The sequence below is a fragment of the Brevundimonas sp. AVps7 genome (genome assembly GCF_058681545.1).
Genome location: NZ_CM178742.1, coordinates 209408 through 223607 on the forward strand (window position 1 = coordinate 209408; position 14200 = coordinate 223607).

Here is a 14200-nt window from a genome sequence, read left to right on the forward strand (position 1 = left end):
CTTCGGAGGTCAGGAGAACGCGTCCCTGGATCGGCCGACCCGGCGTGGACTTCGGAACAGAAGGTTCCGGTGCGGGATGACCAATTTAAGGCGGGTGTAACGACGATGGGGGGCTTGGCGTTGGCGAACATGACGGACCCGGACCGGATCTGGAACGAGGCCTCGCTGAGGCTCCGGGCCGAAATCGGCGATGGACCGTTCAGTTCCTATATCGCGCCCTCGGCGGTGCGGATCGACGGCGGCGGTCAACTGATCCTGGTGACCCCGACCGGCTACGCCCGCGACTGGGTGCGCAAGAATGCGCTCCGCCGTCTGAACGAGCTGTGGCTGGGCCTGGACGGCCTGTCGCGTCGTCTGGAGGTGCGGTGCCGCGCCGAGGTGACGTCTGCGCCTCCGGCCTCCTCTGTGGCCATGCAGGCCCTTTCTGTCCCGGGCGAGGCGACACCGGTGTCGCCGACCGTGGGCCCCGTGACCGACGGCGCCCGCGCCGTGCGCGCCGCAGGCCTGCAGGAGCGTCTGACCTTCGACAGCTTCGTCGAGGGTCAGGGCAACGCCTTCGCCCTGGCCATCGCTCGCCAGACCGCAAGCTGGGCCGACGGCCACTTCAACCCGATCTTCTTCTGCGGCCCCTATGGCTACGGCAAGACCCACCTCCTGAACGCCATCGCCTGGGAGGCGCAGCGCCTGCGCCCCGACGCGAAGGTCGTCTATCTGACCGCCGAACGCTTCCTGTCGACCTTCGTCAAGGCGATGCAGGACCGCTCGACTGCCGCCTTCAAGGAAAGCCTGCGCTCGGCCGACATGCTGCTGCTGGACGACGTCCAGTTCGTGGGCGGCAAGGCCTCGACGCAGGAGGAACTGCTGTCGACGCTGACGGCCCTGATCGAGGACGGCAAGCGGATCGTCCTCTCGGCCGACCGTCCGCCCATGGCCCTGACCGAGGTCGAGCCGCGCCTGCGCAGCCATCTGGCCGCCGGCCTGACCTGCCCGGTCGAGCCCGCCGATCGCGCGCTCAAGATCGCCGTGGCCGAGAACCGCCTGGCCGCCTTCGCCCGGATGGGCGTGGTGTCCGGAGAGGCGTCGCGCGAGGTTCTGGAACAGGTCGTCGATCGCACCCCGGGTTCGGTGCGCGAGTTGGAAGGCGCCGTGAACACCCTGGCCGCGGCCGCCGGTTCGCGACTGTCCTCCCTGGGCGTCGAGGAAACGCTGACCCTGCTGGGCTCGGCCCTGCGCGGCGGCCCCGAGCGTCGCATCACCGTCGACGAGATCCAGAAGACGGTGGCCGAGCATTTCAACATGAAACAGGCCGACCTGCTGTCGGAGCGCCGCACCCGCGCGGTGGCCCGTCCGCGCCAGATCGCCATGTGGCTGTGCAAACAGCACACGACCCGGTCCTATCCCGACATCGGCCGCCGCTTCGGCGGGCGCGACCACACCACGGTCCTGCACGGGGTGCGCAAGATCGAGGAGCTGATGCCGCAGGACGACCAGATCGCCCGCGACGTCGAGGCCCTGACGCGGAAGCTTCGGGGTTAGGGTCCGCAGCCTTCGCGTCTTTGGCGAAGGCCGCGGATGATCCTGGCCGGACCTAGAGGGTCAGTTCGCCCTCGTCCTCGCCGTCCCAGTAGGCGATGCGCGAGGCGTGGGCCTTGATCAGCACGAGGCCAGGCGTGTCGGCGCCCTGCGGGAACCAGCGGTCCAGCCCCTTGGTCCAGTGGGCGATGAACTGGGCCTTGTCGCGGATCAGCTCGGCCCGCGCCTCGACGGCGATGAAGATGCCGGGCTTGCCCAGCAGGCCCTTGTCGCCGGTCAGGGTCAGGCCGACGATCGGGTCGCCCATGATGTCGGCGACCATGCCGGCGTCCTCCGTGGTGAAGAACCAGCTGTCGCCGTCGTAGTCGACATCGCCGTTGTTGCTCATCGGCCGCGACGTCAGGGCGCCGGAGGCGGTGCGGGTCGTCAGCATGGTGAAGTCGATGCTGCGCATCTTCTTCGACAGCTCTTTGAGGATCAGTTTCATGGGGTCTCCTTGTGTGCCCCGACCCAACACGCGACGCCGCCGGACGATCCCGCGTCAGGTGCGCGCGGGGATCTTCAATCCGCGCGCGACCGCCGGTCGGGCGAGGCAGCGCTCGACCCAGGCGGGCACGGCCGTCAGCGACGCGTAGTCCACCAGCTCGCCCGCGTCGTAGAAGGTGACGAGGTTGTTGACCCAGCCGATCAGGGCGATGTCGGCGATGGTGAAGTCGTCGCCCACGATGAAGGCGCGGTCCTTCAGCCGGTCCTCCAGCACGCGCAGCAGGCGTTTGCTCTCGGTCACGTAGCGGTCGCGCGGGCGCTTGTCCTCGTAGTCCTTGCCGGCGAATTTATGGAAGAAGCCGAGCTGGCCGAACATCGGACCCACGGCCCCCATCTGCCAGAAGACCCACTGCAGGGTCTCATAGCGCGCGGCCGGATCGGTCGGGATCAGCTTGCCCGTCTTGTCGGCCAGATAGACGAGGATGGCGCCCGATTCCCACAGGCCCATCGGCTGTCCGCCCGGGCCGTCCGGATCGAGGATGGCCGGGATCTTGCCGTTGGGGTTCAGCGACAGATAGTCGGGCGTCCAGGTCTCGTTCTTCATGATGTCCACCAGATGGACCTCATAGGGGAGGCCGATCTCCTCCAGCATGATCGAGGCCTTCACCCCGTTGGGGGTTGGCAGGGAATAGAGCTGCAGCCGGTCGGGATGGACGGCGGGAAACTGGCGCGTGATCGGGAAGGCGGAAAGGTCTGCCATGAGACACCGTGACGGTTGCTGATAGGCCCATGTCGGTTGACAGTCGGCCCCCCGCAAGGGTGTCGCGCCCCGCCTCACGCGCCTGTGTACTCCGTCAGACATTGTCAGGTTGTCGCCCGGCGGGAAGCGGGGCTTTATCCGGGCCTCACCAACGAGGAGGCGCCCGATGGCCCACAAATTCGAAGTCTACAAGGACAAGGCCGGCGAGTTCCGCGTCCGGTTCAAATACAACTCGGAAATCATCTTCTCGACCGAGGGCTACTCGGACAAGTCGGGCGCCAAGCGCGCGATCGAGTCGATCAAGAAATACGTCGGCGACGCGGAAACCGTCGAGATCGAATAGGGCCTAGTCCGGCTCGCGCTCGCCGGTCTCCTGCGGGGGAACGGCGAGCAGCCAGCCGTCCGACAGATGCAGGTCGGGCACGGCCGCCTTCGTAAACGGTAGATACCAGGTCTGGCCGCCGGCCACCGGGGCGATCTCCAGCATGTCGTCGGCGCCGAAATTCTGCACCGCCTTGACCGTGCCCAGCACCACGCCGCCGGCGTCGCGCGCCTCCACGCCGATCAGGTCGGCCAGATAGAATTCATCCTCCTCGGGCGCCGGGAAGGCGTCGCGGGGGACGTAGAGTTTCAGATTGCGAAGGGCGTCGGCCTCTTCCTTGGTGGCGATCTCTTTCGCCCGGCCGACGACGCCGTCCTTGGTCGCGCGCGTCTGGGTCAGGGTCAGGCCGTGCGAGCCGTCGCCGCGCAGCAGCGGACCGTAGGCGGTCAGCGCCAGTGGATCCGCCGTATAGGCCGTCACCCGCACCTCGCCCTTGACCCCGAACCCGCCGGCGACATGGCCCACGAGGATGAGTTTCTGGTCGTTCGCCATCGCCGCGTCTCCGTTCATCCTCGCACCAGATAGCAGAAAGGCAGCGTTCGAACCGAACACTGCCCTTCCGTCATCCGGACCCCGACCTGCGTCAGGGCTCCAGTGAGACCCTTAGGCCTCGGTCTTTTCTTCTTCAGCAGCGCCTTCAGCCGGAGCCTCTTCGACGCTGACTTCGGCGGAGCCTTCGCCTTCAGCGGCCGGGGCCTCTTCAGCGGCGGCTTCTTCAGCAGCCGGAGCCTCTTCAACCGGCGGGGCGTTCTTGGCGGCTTCCGCGGCGGCGGCGGCCTCTTCCTTGGCCCGGACAGCGGCTTCAGCGGCTTCGATCTTCGCAGCGGCCTCGGCCTCGGCGCGATCGGCTTCACGCTGGGCGCGCTCGGCGGTGCGTTCCTGGGCTTTCTTGCCCGGAGCGCCCTTGTTCGGGTTGTTCGACTGGGTCCACTTGACCTTGCCGGTCAGGGCTTCGTCGGTGCTCTGCGAGATGAAGCGCGCGACGCGGTCGGTCGGCTGGGCGCCCTTGGCGAGCCATTCCGAGATGCGGTCGGCCTTCAGGGTGACGCGCGGCTTGTCGCCGTCCTTGGCGAGCATCGGGTTGTAGGTGCCGACGCGCTCGATGAACTTGCCGTCGCGGGGAGCGTGGGAGTCGGCAACGACGATGTAGTAGTAGGGGCGCTTCTTGGCGCCGCCGCGGGCCAGACGAATCTTCAGCATTTCAGGTCTCTTTCTGGGTCTGATTATTTCTTGGTGGGTAGACCGGGCAGGCCCGGGAGCTGTCCGCCGCCCAGTCCGGCGAGCCGGTCTTGGAGGGCTTTCATTTCGTCGGCGCTGGGCTCGGGCATCTTGCCGCCCCCCATGGCCTTCAAACGTTTGAGGTCGGGGCCGCCCATGCCGCCCATCCCGGGAGCGCCGCCGCCGCCGAGACCGCCCAGCATGGCGGCCATCTGCTGCATCTTGCGCGGGCCGCCCTTGGACATGGACTTGACCATGTCGGCCATCTGGCGGTGCTGTTTGAGCAGGCGATTGAGGTCCTGGACCTCGACCCCGGCGCCGGCGGCGATCCGCTTGCGGCGCGAGGCGTTGAGCAGGTCGGGCTTCTTGCGCTCGGCCTTGGTCATGGAGGAGATGATGGCTTCCTGACGCAGGATCATGCGGTCGTCGACGCCGCTCTCGGCCATCTGGTTCTTCATCTTGGCCACGCCGGGCAGCATGCCCATGATGCCCTGAAGACCGCCCATCCGCTTCATCTGCTGCAGCTGGGCGGCGAGGTCGTTGAGGTCGAACTGGCCCTTGGCCAGCTTGCGGGCCATGGCCTCGGCCTTGGAGGCGTCCAGGTCCTGGGACGCCTTCTCGACCAGGGCGACGATGTCCCCCTGACCCAGGATACGGCCGGCGACGCGGCGGGCGTCGAAGACCTCGAGCGCGTCGACCTTCTCGCCGGCGCCCATGTATTTGATCGGCAGGCCGGTGACGGCGCGCATCGACAGCATGGCGCCGCCGCGACCGTCGCCGTCGGCGCGGGTCAGGATCAGGCCTGTCAGGGGCAGGCGTTCGTGGAAGGCCTTGGCGGTGCGGACGGCGTCCTGACCCGTCAGGCTGTCGGCGACCAGCAGGGTCTCGACAGGCTTCGAGATATCGGCGACTTCGGCGACCTCGGCCATCAGACCCTCGTCGAGGGTGATGCGGCCGGCGGTGTCGAGGATCAGGACGTCGAAGCCCTGCAGCTTTGCGGACGTGAGGGCGCGGCGGGTGATCTGGACCGCGCTCTCGCCCGCCACGATCGGCAGGGTCACGACCTCGATCTGTTTGCCCAGCTGGGCCAGCTGTTCCATGGCGGCCGGACGACGCGTGTCCAGCGAGGCCATCATGACCTTCTTGCGATCGAACTTCGTCAGTCGCAGCGCCAGCTTGGCCGAGGACGTCGTCTTGCCCGAGCCCTGCAGGCCGGCCATCAGGATGACGGCGGGCGGCGTGGCGTTCAGGTTGAGCGGGGTCGGCTCCTCGCCGCCCAGCATCTCGACCAGGCCGTCATAGACGATCTTGACCACCTGATCGGCCGGCTTGACCGAACGGATGACCTCTTCGCCCGTGGCCTTCTCGGTGGCGAAGGCGATGAAGTCCTTGACGACGGGCAGGGCGACGTCGGCCTCCAGCAGGGCCACGCGCACTTCGCGCATCGCCTCCGCGACGTCCTTTTCGGACAGGGCGCCGCGCCCGGTGATCCGGTCGAAAACGCCTGTCAGCCGCTCGTTCAGAGCCTCGAACAATTCACTACCTCGTTAGCCCGCGGGCTGTTCAGACCGACGGTCGAACCATGCTCCATAGCGAAACGACCTCTGGCGACGATCACGTCGGCAGAGGGTTCTCGCCTGCCTCGTCCGGTCGAAACCGGGGACGTGCAGGTGGAGACGCAGGTTCAATTGCGCCGGAAGCGGCGGCTTATGAGGGAAATGAGGCGATTTGTCGAATCTCGTGGAACGACATTTCGGCGTCCGCCTCCGAAACAGCATCGCACATCCGGTTTCAGCGTTGCTCTTTGCAAGGACCGATCGGCAAACCGCTGATACGGTCACGCTTTCCAGCCTCCCCGCTGAATGAGACCGCCATGCCCGTTTCCGCCGCACCTGCCGCTGATGATCGCCTGCGCGAGGAGGTGCGGCTGCTCGGCGGGCTGCTCGGCGAGGTGATCCGCGACGAGGGCGGCAAGGATCTCTACGACCGGATCGAGGCGGTGCGGGTGGCTTCCGTCGGTTACCACCGCCACGCCGGGGCGCGCGGATCGGCCGAGCTGGAGCGGTTGCTCAATGAGCTGTCGCTGGATGATGCGGTCGGCCTGGCGCACGGGTTCGCGGTCTTCTCCCTGCTCGCCAATGTCGCCGAGGACCGGGCCGGCAAGCGCCGCGCGCGCAGCCAGACGGCCGAGGGCGCGCGTCCCGATACGCCCGAAGGGGCGCTGGCCCGACTGACGGCGGCGGGTCGGACCGTCGAGGAGGCGCGGGCCCTGTTGTCCGAGGCCTTGATCTCGCCGGTTCTGACCGCCCACCCGTCGGAGGTGCGCAGAAAGAGCGTCATCGACCGGATCGCCACCGTGTCCGATCTGCTGGACGCCTGCGATCGCGACGACCTGGCCTGCGCGCCCGAGGTCTTGATCAATGGCCTGCGCCGCCAGACGGTGATCCTGTGGGCGACACGGCTGGTGCGGACGACCGGGCTGGTGGTCCAGGACGAGATCGACACCGTGGTGTCCTTCCTCGAGCGGGTGTTCCTGAAGGTCGCGCCCGAACAACTGATCGACTGGCGTCGTCGGCTGCACGCGCCGGAGCTCAAGCCCTTCATCCGTATCGGCGCCTGGGTCGGCGGCGACCGCGACGGCAACCCCAATGTCGATGCCAACGCGCTGAGAGCGGCCTTCGCCACCCCCGCCAAGGCGGTGATGCGTCACTATCTGGAGGCGACCAACGCCCTGGGCGCGGAACTCAGCCTGTCGGGGTCGTTGGCCGAGATCAGCCCGGCGCTGAAGGCCTTGGCCGAAGGATCGGGCGACGACTCTCCGCACCGGGCTGACGAACCCTATCGCCGGGCCCTGAGCCAGATCTATGCGCGACTGTCGGCGACCCATCCGATCCTGACCGGCCAGACGGCCCCGCGCCCGGCGCCGTTCGCCGCGCCGCCCTATGCCGGCCCCGGCGAGTTCCGGGCCGATCTCGCGGTTTTGCAGGACAGCCTGGTCGCGAGCCACGGCGCGGTTTTCGCCGACGATGGACTGTCGCGCCTGATCGCCACAGTCGATGTGTTCGGATTCCACATGGCGACGCTCGATCTGCGCCAGAATTCAGACGTCCATGCGCGCGTCGTTTCCCATCTTCTGCGCGTCGCCGGGGTCTGCCCCGACTATGCGGCGCTGGACGAAGAGGCGCGCCTGGCCCTGCTGTCGGCCGAGCTGGCGACGCCGCGTCTGCTGTTCAGTCCCTATGCCGAATACGACGCCGAAGTTCTCAAGGAGCGGGCCATCCTGCAGGCCGCGGCCGAGGCGCTGGAGCGGTTCGGACCGGACGCCATCCGGACCCATATCGTGTCCAAGACCGACGCCGCCTCCGACATGCTGGAGGTCTATCTGTTGCTCAAGGAGGTCGGTCTCTATCGACCCGAGGCGCCCGGCGAATGCCCGATCCAGGCCGCCCCCCTGTTCGAGACCATCGACGACCTCAGAGCCGCCAAGCCGACGCTGGAGCGGCTGTTCAAGGAGCCGTCCGCCCTCGCCGTCGCACACGCGCGCGGCGTGCAGGAAGTGATGATCGGCTATTCAGACTCCAACAAGGACGGGTCCTACCTGACCTCGACCTGGGAACTGCACGAGGCGTCGCGGGCCCTGCTGACGGTGACCCAGGCCGCGGGTCTGCGGCTGCAGCTGTTCCACGGCCGGGGCGGCGCCGTGGGACGGGGCGGGGGCTCGAGCTTCGCCGGCGTCCTGTCCCAACCGACGGGCACGGTGGCCGGACGCATCCGCATCACCGAACAGGGCGAGGTCATCGCCAACAAATACGGCGAGCCGGATGTGGCGCGCCGCAACCTCGACGCCCTCACGGCCGGGACCCTGATCGCGTCGCTGGCGCCGCCGCCGGACGAGGCGATGACGGCCAAACACGGCAAGACCGCCTCGGCCCTGTCGATCGCCTCAATGGCGGCCTACCGCGCCTTGGTCTATGAGACGCCCGGCTTCGTCGACTATTTCCGCGCCGCCACGCCGATCAACGAGATCGCCGAGCTGAAGATCGGCTCACGCCCCACCTCGCGCACCGCCTCCACCGCCATCGAGGATCTGCGCGCCATTCCCTGGGTGCTCAGCTGGTCGCAGAGCCGGGTCATGCTGCCCGGCTGGTTCGGGTTCGGCTCTGCCATTGAGGGACAGGACATGGCCGAACTTCAGGCCATGGCGAATGAGTGGCCCTTCTTCCGGACCCTGGTCCAGAACATGGAGATGATCATGGCCAAGTCGGACATGACCATCGCCCGTCGCTACGCCTCCCTCGTGCCCAATCAGGCGCTGGCGGCGACCATCTTCGGAGCCTTGCAGACGGAGTGGGACCGGACCCGTGACGCGGTCCTTGCCATCACAGGGCAGACGGAACTGCTGGGCGGGCAGCCGGAGCTGGACCGGTTGATCCGGCTGCGGATGCCCTATGTCGAGCCGCTCAACCATGTGCAGATCGAACTGATCCGCCGGCGGCGTGCGGGGGACGACGATCCCCTGGTGCGCGAAGGCATTCTGCTGGCCATTAACGGGGTGGCGGCGGGGCTGCGGAACAGCGGATAGGCGCGAAACGATCGTGCCGTCCGTGCGCAGAGTGAACACGATTTAACGCTCGGGGCGGGATTGTCTGAAAGGATTCATCGCAGCGTCACCGTGCGCGGTCCGCCCTGTCACCGAAGGGCGTCATAGGGGCGGCGTCGTCTCCCCGCGACGTTCAGCAGGATCCCGTCATGCACAAGTTCGCCATCGCCGCCCTCTCGGCCGCCCTTCTTCTCTCCGCCGGCGCAGCCTCGGCGCAAGACTACCGCATTCCGTTCGGCGACCTGGACCTCGGTTCGCTGCAAGGCGCAGCCGCCTTCGACGCCCGCGTCAATGACGCCGCCGGCCGCGCCTGCCGCCTCGGCGCTCCGATGCCGGACCTCCAGTGCCGCGCCCGGTTCCGCGTCGAGGCGATGCGCCAGCTGCCGACCGCCCGTCGCGACGACTACGCCCGTGCGTGCGGCGGTCGTGTCCTGGCCATGGTCCCGATCGTCTACGGCTGACGGGAACGGCCGCCCTTGATGGCCGCGATTTCATCAGGCGTCGCTTTTCGGCCCGGGGTTTCACACGGCGCGGAAACAATCGGATCCCATTCAGGTCGGGTCGCCGCAAAGCGCCACGAACTCAGGAGTGCATGTGATGATCCGTTTCGCCGCCGCCACGGCCGCCATCGCCGTCGCCGTCCTTTCCGCCGGGGCCGTGTCGGCCTCCGAATACCGTGTCGCCTTCGGCGACCTCGACCTTGCGTCGAGCAAGGGTGCGGCCCGGTTTGACCTTCGGGTCGGACGCGCCGCTCGGGCCGCCTGCGCGACCGGCTCGCCGCTGGTCGACGCCCTGTGCCGGAGCGAATTCCGCGCGGAGGCGACGCGCCTCCTGCCCGATGGCCGGCGCGAGGATTACGCCCGCGCCCGCGGCGGCCGGATTGTCGTCCGGGCCCCCACCGACCAGAGCTGAGCCAACCCACCGCTGGCGGAGGCGTGCCCGAGAAAGCGCCGGCCGTTCATGGCTTTGAAGCGAATTGCCGTCACGCTGACCGCCTAACACGGCAGTCCGCATGACCGAACACACCCCCGAAACCGAGTCCGAGTCCATCGCTCTTGCGGCGCTGGAAAGCTCCGGCGCGGGCTGGTGGCGGGTGCTGGACATCGAGACAGCCTGGTGGTCGCCGACGATGTTCGACCTGTTTGGCCTGCCCCGCGACAGCAACGTCCCGACCATTGGAGACCTCTATCGGCTTTACCACCCGGACGATGCCCGGATGGCGGCGAGCGCCTTCATGAAACTGTTCCGGTCCGACGAACCGGTGACCCTGCGCTACCGCGTGGTTCATCCCTCGGGTGAGATCCGCCAGCATCTGACTTGGGGGCGCCGCCAGCCCGCCGACGCCGACGGAAATCGCTGGCTGGTCGGCATGGTCATGGACGTGACCGAGCATGTCGACGACGCCCTGTTGATCGAGGGCGAACGCGCCTTCCGATTCGTCGCCGATCACACCTCGGACATGGTCGTTCGCCACCGCATGGGGGTGGGTCTGACCTACGTTTCCCCGGCATCGCGGGCGGTGTTCGGCTATTCGCCGTCCGAGATGCTGGGCAAGGCCCCCGCCGACCTTGTGGCGCCCGAGGATGTGGTTCGCATCCGCGGCCTGCTGGCCGGACGGATCGCCCGACGCGAGGCTGTCTCGGCCGAGGGCTATGAGTATCGCGGCATTCACAAGGACGGCCACCTGGTCTGGCTGGAAGCCAATCCTCGTCTGGTGATCAACGCCGCCGGTCAGATGACCGAGATCGTCGATGTCGTCCGCGACATCTCGGCCCGCAAACAGGCTGAGGCTGAGCTGCACGCCGCCCGCCTCGAGGCCGAGGCGGCGTCGCGAGCCAAGAGCGAATTCCTGGCCAATATGAGCCACGAGCTGCGCACGCCCCTGACCAGCATCCTCGGCTTCTCCCGCCTGATCGGCGCGAGCGGTGGTCTGTCGGAGGGCGACAAGGGCTATCTCGATCTGATCCGCAGCGCGGGCGAGACCCTGCTGACCGTGGTCAACGACATTCTCGATTTCTCCAAGCTGGAGGCCGGCGCCCTGACGCTGGATCCCGAGCCCTTCTCGATCGCGGCCCTGGGCCAGGGGGCGACCGCCCTGTTGCGCGACCAGGCGGACGGCAAGGGGCTGGACCTGACCTGCGAGGTCGCCGACGACGTGCGCCTGACCGGCGACGTGACGCGTCTGCGTCAGGTGCTGCTGAACCTGCTCAGCAACGCCGTGAAATTCACTGACCGGGGCTCGGTCCGGCTGGTCCTGTCGGCGGAGGACGGCCGCGATGGATCGACCGTGCTGGTCGCCAGCGTGACCGACACCGGTTGCGGGCTGGACCCGGCCCAGATCGACCAGATGTTCGACCGCTTCACCCAGGCGGACGGGTCTGTGTCGCGCAAGTTCGGCGGCACGGGCCTGGGCCTGGCCATTTCGCGCCGGCTGATGGACATCATGGACGGGGAGATCGGGGCGTCGAGCGACGGCGCGACGGGTTCGACCTTCTGGTTCCGCGTCCCCCTGACCTTGGCCGCCGGGGAGACCGCGCCGGCCGTCGAGGCGTCAGCCGACGACATCGGACGTCCGCTGCGCGTCCTGCTGGCCGAAGACAATCCGGCCAACCGGACCCTCGTCGCGGCCCTGCTGGGCGCGATGGATGTCGCCCTCGACATGGTCGAGAACGGCGAGGAGGCGGTGCGTGCGGTCGAGGCGGCGGCCTATGACCTGATCCTGATGGACATGCAGATGCCTGTCATGGACGGACCGGCGGCGACGCGTGCGATCCGGGCGGCGGGCGACACGACCCCGATCGTCGCCCTGACCGCTAACGTCCTGCCAGAGCAGATCGAGCAATGCCGCGCGGCCGGAATGCAGGGCCATGTCGCCAAGCCCATCGACCCGCGCGCCCTGATGGCGGCTCTCTCGGATTACGCCCGTCCCGCAAAAGAAAAAGCCGCCGCAGCCTGAGCTGCGACGGCCTGATCGTTCGGGCTGATTTCTCTTACGAGACCGGGAAGCCCCGGACCCGCAGCAGGGCAGCGACGTCCGGGTCGCGGCCGCGGAACGCGCGGTAGGCGTCGCCCCGGTCGGTGGTGTTGCCCGGCGCCAGGATGATCGACTTGAAGCGTCCGCCGATCTCCGGATCGAACACGTCGCCCGAGGCCTCGAAATAGGCCCAGGTGTCGGCGTCCATCACTTCCGACCACAGGTAGCTGTAATAGCCGGCCGAGTAGGCGTCGGAGGTGAACAGGTGATTGAACTGCGGCAGGCGGTGCCGCATCACGATCTCATGCGGCATGCCCAGACGGGCCAGTGAGGCCTTCTCGAAGGCGTCGATGTCGGTCGGCGGCGTGGCCTGGGTATGCAGGTCCATGTCGACCATGGCGGACGACAGATAGCTGACGGTCGTATAGCCCTGGTTGAAGGTGGCCGAGGCCTCGACCTTGTCGACCAGCGCCTGCGGCATCGCTTCGCCGGTCTGGTAGTGTTTCATGAACCGGTCGAGGATCGGCCGGCTCAGCACCCAGTGCTCGTGCACCTGCGACGGATATTCCACGAAGTCTCGCGGGGTGTTGCCGAAGCTCGGATAGGTCACGACCGACGAGAAGTAGTGCAGGGCGTGGCCGAACTCGTGGAACAGGGTCTCGGCGTCGTCGAGCGAGATCAGAAGCGGCTCGCCCGCGCCCGGCTTCACAAAGTTATTGTTGTTGGAGGCCAGGATCGGCTTGGAACCGTCGAGCGTCGAGAACGACCGGTAGGTGGTCATCCATGCGCCCGAACGCTTGCCCGCGCGGGCGAAGTCGTCGGCGTAGTAGAGGCCGATCAGCTTGCCCGAGGCCTTGTCGGTGACCTCGTACAGGGTGACGTCTTCCTGGAAGACCGGGGCCGTCGATTGCGGCTTCTGGGTGAAGACGAAGCCGTAAAGGCGCTCGGCCATGTAGAACGAAGCGTTCCGCACGGCGCCCAGCTCGAAGTAGGGCTTCAGCTGGTTCTGATCGAGATCGTACTTCTGCTTCCGGACCTTCTCGGCGAAGTAGAGGTAGTCCCAGGGCTCGATGTCGAAGCCTGCGATCGCCTTCATGTCGGCGACCTCCTCGGCGACGCGGGCCTTGGCCGGGGCCCAGACCCGTTCCATCAGCGACATGGCCGCGGCGGGGGTCTTGGCCATCGTGTCCTGCATCCGCCATTCGGCGTGGCTGCCGTAGCCCAGCAGGGTGGCGCGCTGTTTCCGCAGGCGGACGATCTCGGCGATCGTGGCGTTGGTGTCGTTGCGGTCGCCGTTGTCGCCGCGGTTCACGAACTTCTTCCAGACCTGTTCGCGCAGGGCGCGGTCATCCGCGAAGGTCAGGAACGGATCCACGCTGGAGCGGGTGTTGACGATCACCCAGCCCTGCAGGTTCCGCGATTGAGCGGCGGCGCGGGCGGCGGCCTTGTTCGAGTCGGGCAGGCCGGCGACGCCGGATTCGTTGGCGATGACCGTCCAGGTGTTCTCGTCGGCCACGACCTTCTGGCCGAAGGCGGTGAAGGCGTTGGACAGGGCGGTGTTGATCCGGCCCAGCTCGGCCTTGCCCGCGGCGTCCAGATTGGCGCCCGAGCGAATGAAGGCGTCGCGCGACCGTTCGGCCAGACGCTTTTGCTGGGCGTTCAGCCCGTCGCGGTCAGCGTTGTCGGCGACCGTCTTGATGCGCTGGAACAGGGGCGCGTTGAAGGTGATTTCGTCGCCGGCGGCGGACAGCAGGGGCGAGACCTCGGTGTCCATGGCGTCATAGGCTTCGCCGCCGATGTTCGAGGTGGCGACGCCATACAGGTTCACCGCGCGGTCCAGAGGCTGCCCGGCCAGTTCCATCGCCACGATGGTGTTGGCGAAGGTCGGGGCCTCCGGGTTGTTGGCGATGGCGTTGATGTCGGCGCGGTTCAGCTCGATGCCTTCGATGATCGCGGCCTTCAGCTTGTCGGCGGTCATCGCGTTCCACGGCGGCACGCCTTCATACGGGCCGGTCCATGGCTGCAGCAGTTCGGCGCGCGGCGTCTGGGCGGGCAGGACGGCCCGGGCAAGGCGCGCTTCCTCTGCCACGGCGGCGGGGTCGGGGGCGTTGAAGCCGGCGAAGCCGGCTCCCGCGCTGGCGCAACCGGCGAGGGCCATCAGGCTGGCGCCGCCGATGAGAAGCTGGCGTCTGTGCATGGTTGAATCCTGTTCATCTGACTCTGTTGTGCGGCACCCTAGGCCTCAGT

12 protein-coding genes are annotated in these 14200 nt (G+C 67.8%); 6 read left to right on the forward strand and 6 right to left on the reverse strand.

The window, feature by feature from the left end; translation table 11 throughout:
- The first annotated feature begins 129 nt into the window (after positions 1 to 129).
- Positions 130 to 1536, forward strand: a complete 1407-nt coding sequence (gene dnaA, locus ACW17Y_RS01125; RefSeq protein ID WP_492036950.1) for a chromosomal replication initiator protein DnaA — start codon at positions 130 to 132, stop codon at positions 1534 to 1536.
- Between the two features lie 52 nt (positions 1537 to 1588).
- Here the strand turns inward: dnaA and ACW17Y_RS01130 are convergent, their stop codons facing one another.
- Together ACW17Y_RS01130 and ACW17Y_RS01135 are read right to left on the reverse strand one after the other, a co-directional pair.
- The gene (locus ACW17Y_RS01130) at positions 1589 to 2020 is read right to left on the reverse strand and encodes a pyridoxamine 5'-phosphate oxidase family protein (RefSeq protein WP_492036951.1); all 432 of its coding nucleotides are present in this window, start codon (positions 2018 to 2020) and stop codon (positions 1589 to 1591) included.
- 54 nt (positions 2021 to 2074) lie between these two features.
- Positions 2075 to 2779: a glutathione binding-like protein gene (locus ACW17Y_RS01135; protein ID WP_492036952.1), complete on the reverse strand. Its 705-nt coding sequence runs from the start codon at positions 2777 to 2779 to the stop codon at positions 2075 to 2077.
- Between the two features lie 166 nt (positions 2780 to 2945).
- On the opposite strand from ACW17Y_RS01135, the gene ACW17Y_RS01140 reads away from it, so the two are divergent.
- Entirely contained in the window at positions 2946 to 3122 is a 177-nt protein-coding gene (locus ACW17Y_RS01140; RefSeq protein WP_298159296.1) for a YegP family protein, read from the forward strand.
- Between the two features lie 3 nt (positions 3123 to 3125).
- On the opposite strand, the gene rimM is transcribed toward ACW17Y_RS01140, so the two are convergent.
- From rimM to ffh, 3 genes are all read right to left on the reverse strand, one after another.
- Positions 3126 to 3653: a ribosome maturation factor RimM gene (rimM, locus tag ACW17Y_RS01145; RefSeq protein WP_492036953.1), complete on the reverse strand. Its 528-nt coding sequence runs from the start codon at positions 3651 to 3653 to the stop codon at positions 3126 to 3128.
- A gap of 111 nt (positions 3654 to 3764) precedes the next feature.
- On the reverse strand, positions 3765 to 4361 hold the full coding sequence (gene rpsP / locus ACW17Y_RS01150; protein WP_492036954.1) for a 30S ribosomal protein S16: 597 nt from the start codon (positions 4359 to 4361) through the stop codon (positions 3765 to 3767).
- Positions 4362 to 4384: 23 nt separating this feature from the next.
- Positions 4385 to 5914, reverse strand: coding sequence for a signal recognition particle protein (gene ffh, locus ACW17Y_RS01155; protein WP_492036955.1), 1530 nt, complete (start codon positions 5912 to 5914; stop codon positions 4385 to 4387).
- A 338-nt stretch (positions 5915 to 6252) separates the two neighbouring features.
- Here ffh and ppc point away from each other — a divergent pair, with 338 nt between their 5' ends.
- The 4 genes from ppc (at position 6253) to ACW17Y_RS01175 (ending at position 11935) form a co-directional block, all read left to right on the forward strand.
- Positions 6253 to 8961 carry a phosphoenolpyruvate carboxylase gene (gene ppc / locus ACW17Y_RS01160; protein WP_492036956.1) on the forward strand — a complete coding sequence of 903 codons (2709 nt, stop codon included), beginning with the start codon at positions 6253 to 6255 and terminating at the stop codon, positions 8959 to 8961.
- Between the two features lie 167 nt (positions 8962 to 9128).
- Positions 9129 to 9440 (forward strand): UrcA family protein, encoded by a 312-nt coding sequence (locus tag ACW17Y_RS01165; RefSeq protein ID WP_492036957.1) that lies wholly within the window; start codon positions 9129 to 9131, stop codon positions 9438 to 9440.
- A gap of 136 nt (positions 9441 to 9576) precedes the next feature.
- On the forward strand, positions 9577 to 9891 hold the full coding sequence (locus ACW17Y_RS01170; protein WP_492036958.1) for a UrcA family protein: 315 nt from the start codon (positions 9577 to 9579) through the stop codon (positions 9889 to 9891).
- Positions 9892 to 9991: 100 nt separating this feature from the next.
- A complete protein-coding gene (locus tag ACW17Y_RS01175; protein ID WP_492036959.1) occupies positions 9992 to 11935 on the forward strand; it encodes a hybrid sensor histidine kinase/response regulator in 1944 nt (647 codons plus the stop codon).
- Between the two features lie 34 nt (positions 11936 to 11969).
- On the opposite strand, the gene ACW17Y_RS01180 is transcribed toward ACW17Y_RS01175, so the two are convergent.
- Positions 11970 to 14150, reverse strand: coding sequence for a M3 family metallopeptidase (locus ACW17Y_RS01180; protein WP_492036960.1), 2181 nt, complete (start codon positions 14148 to 14150; stop codon positions 11970 to 11972).
- Between the last annotated feature and the right edge of the window lie 50 nt (positions 14151 to 14200).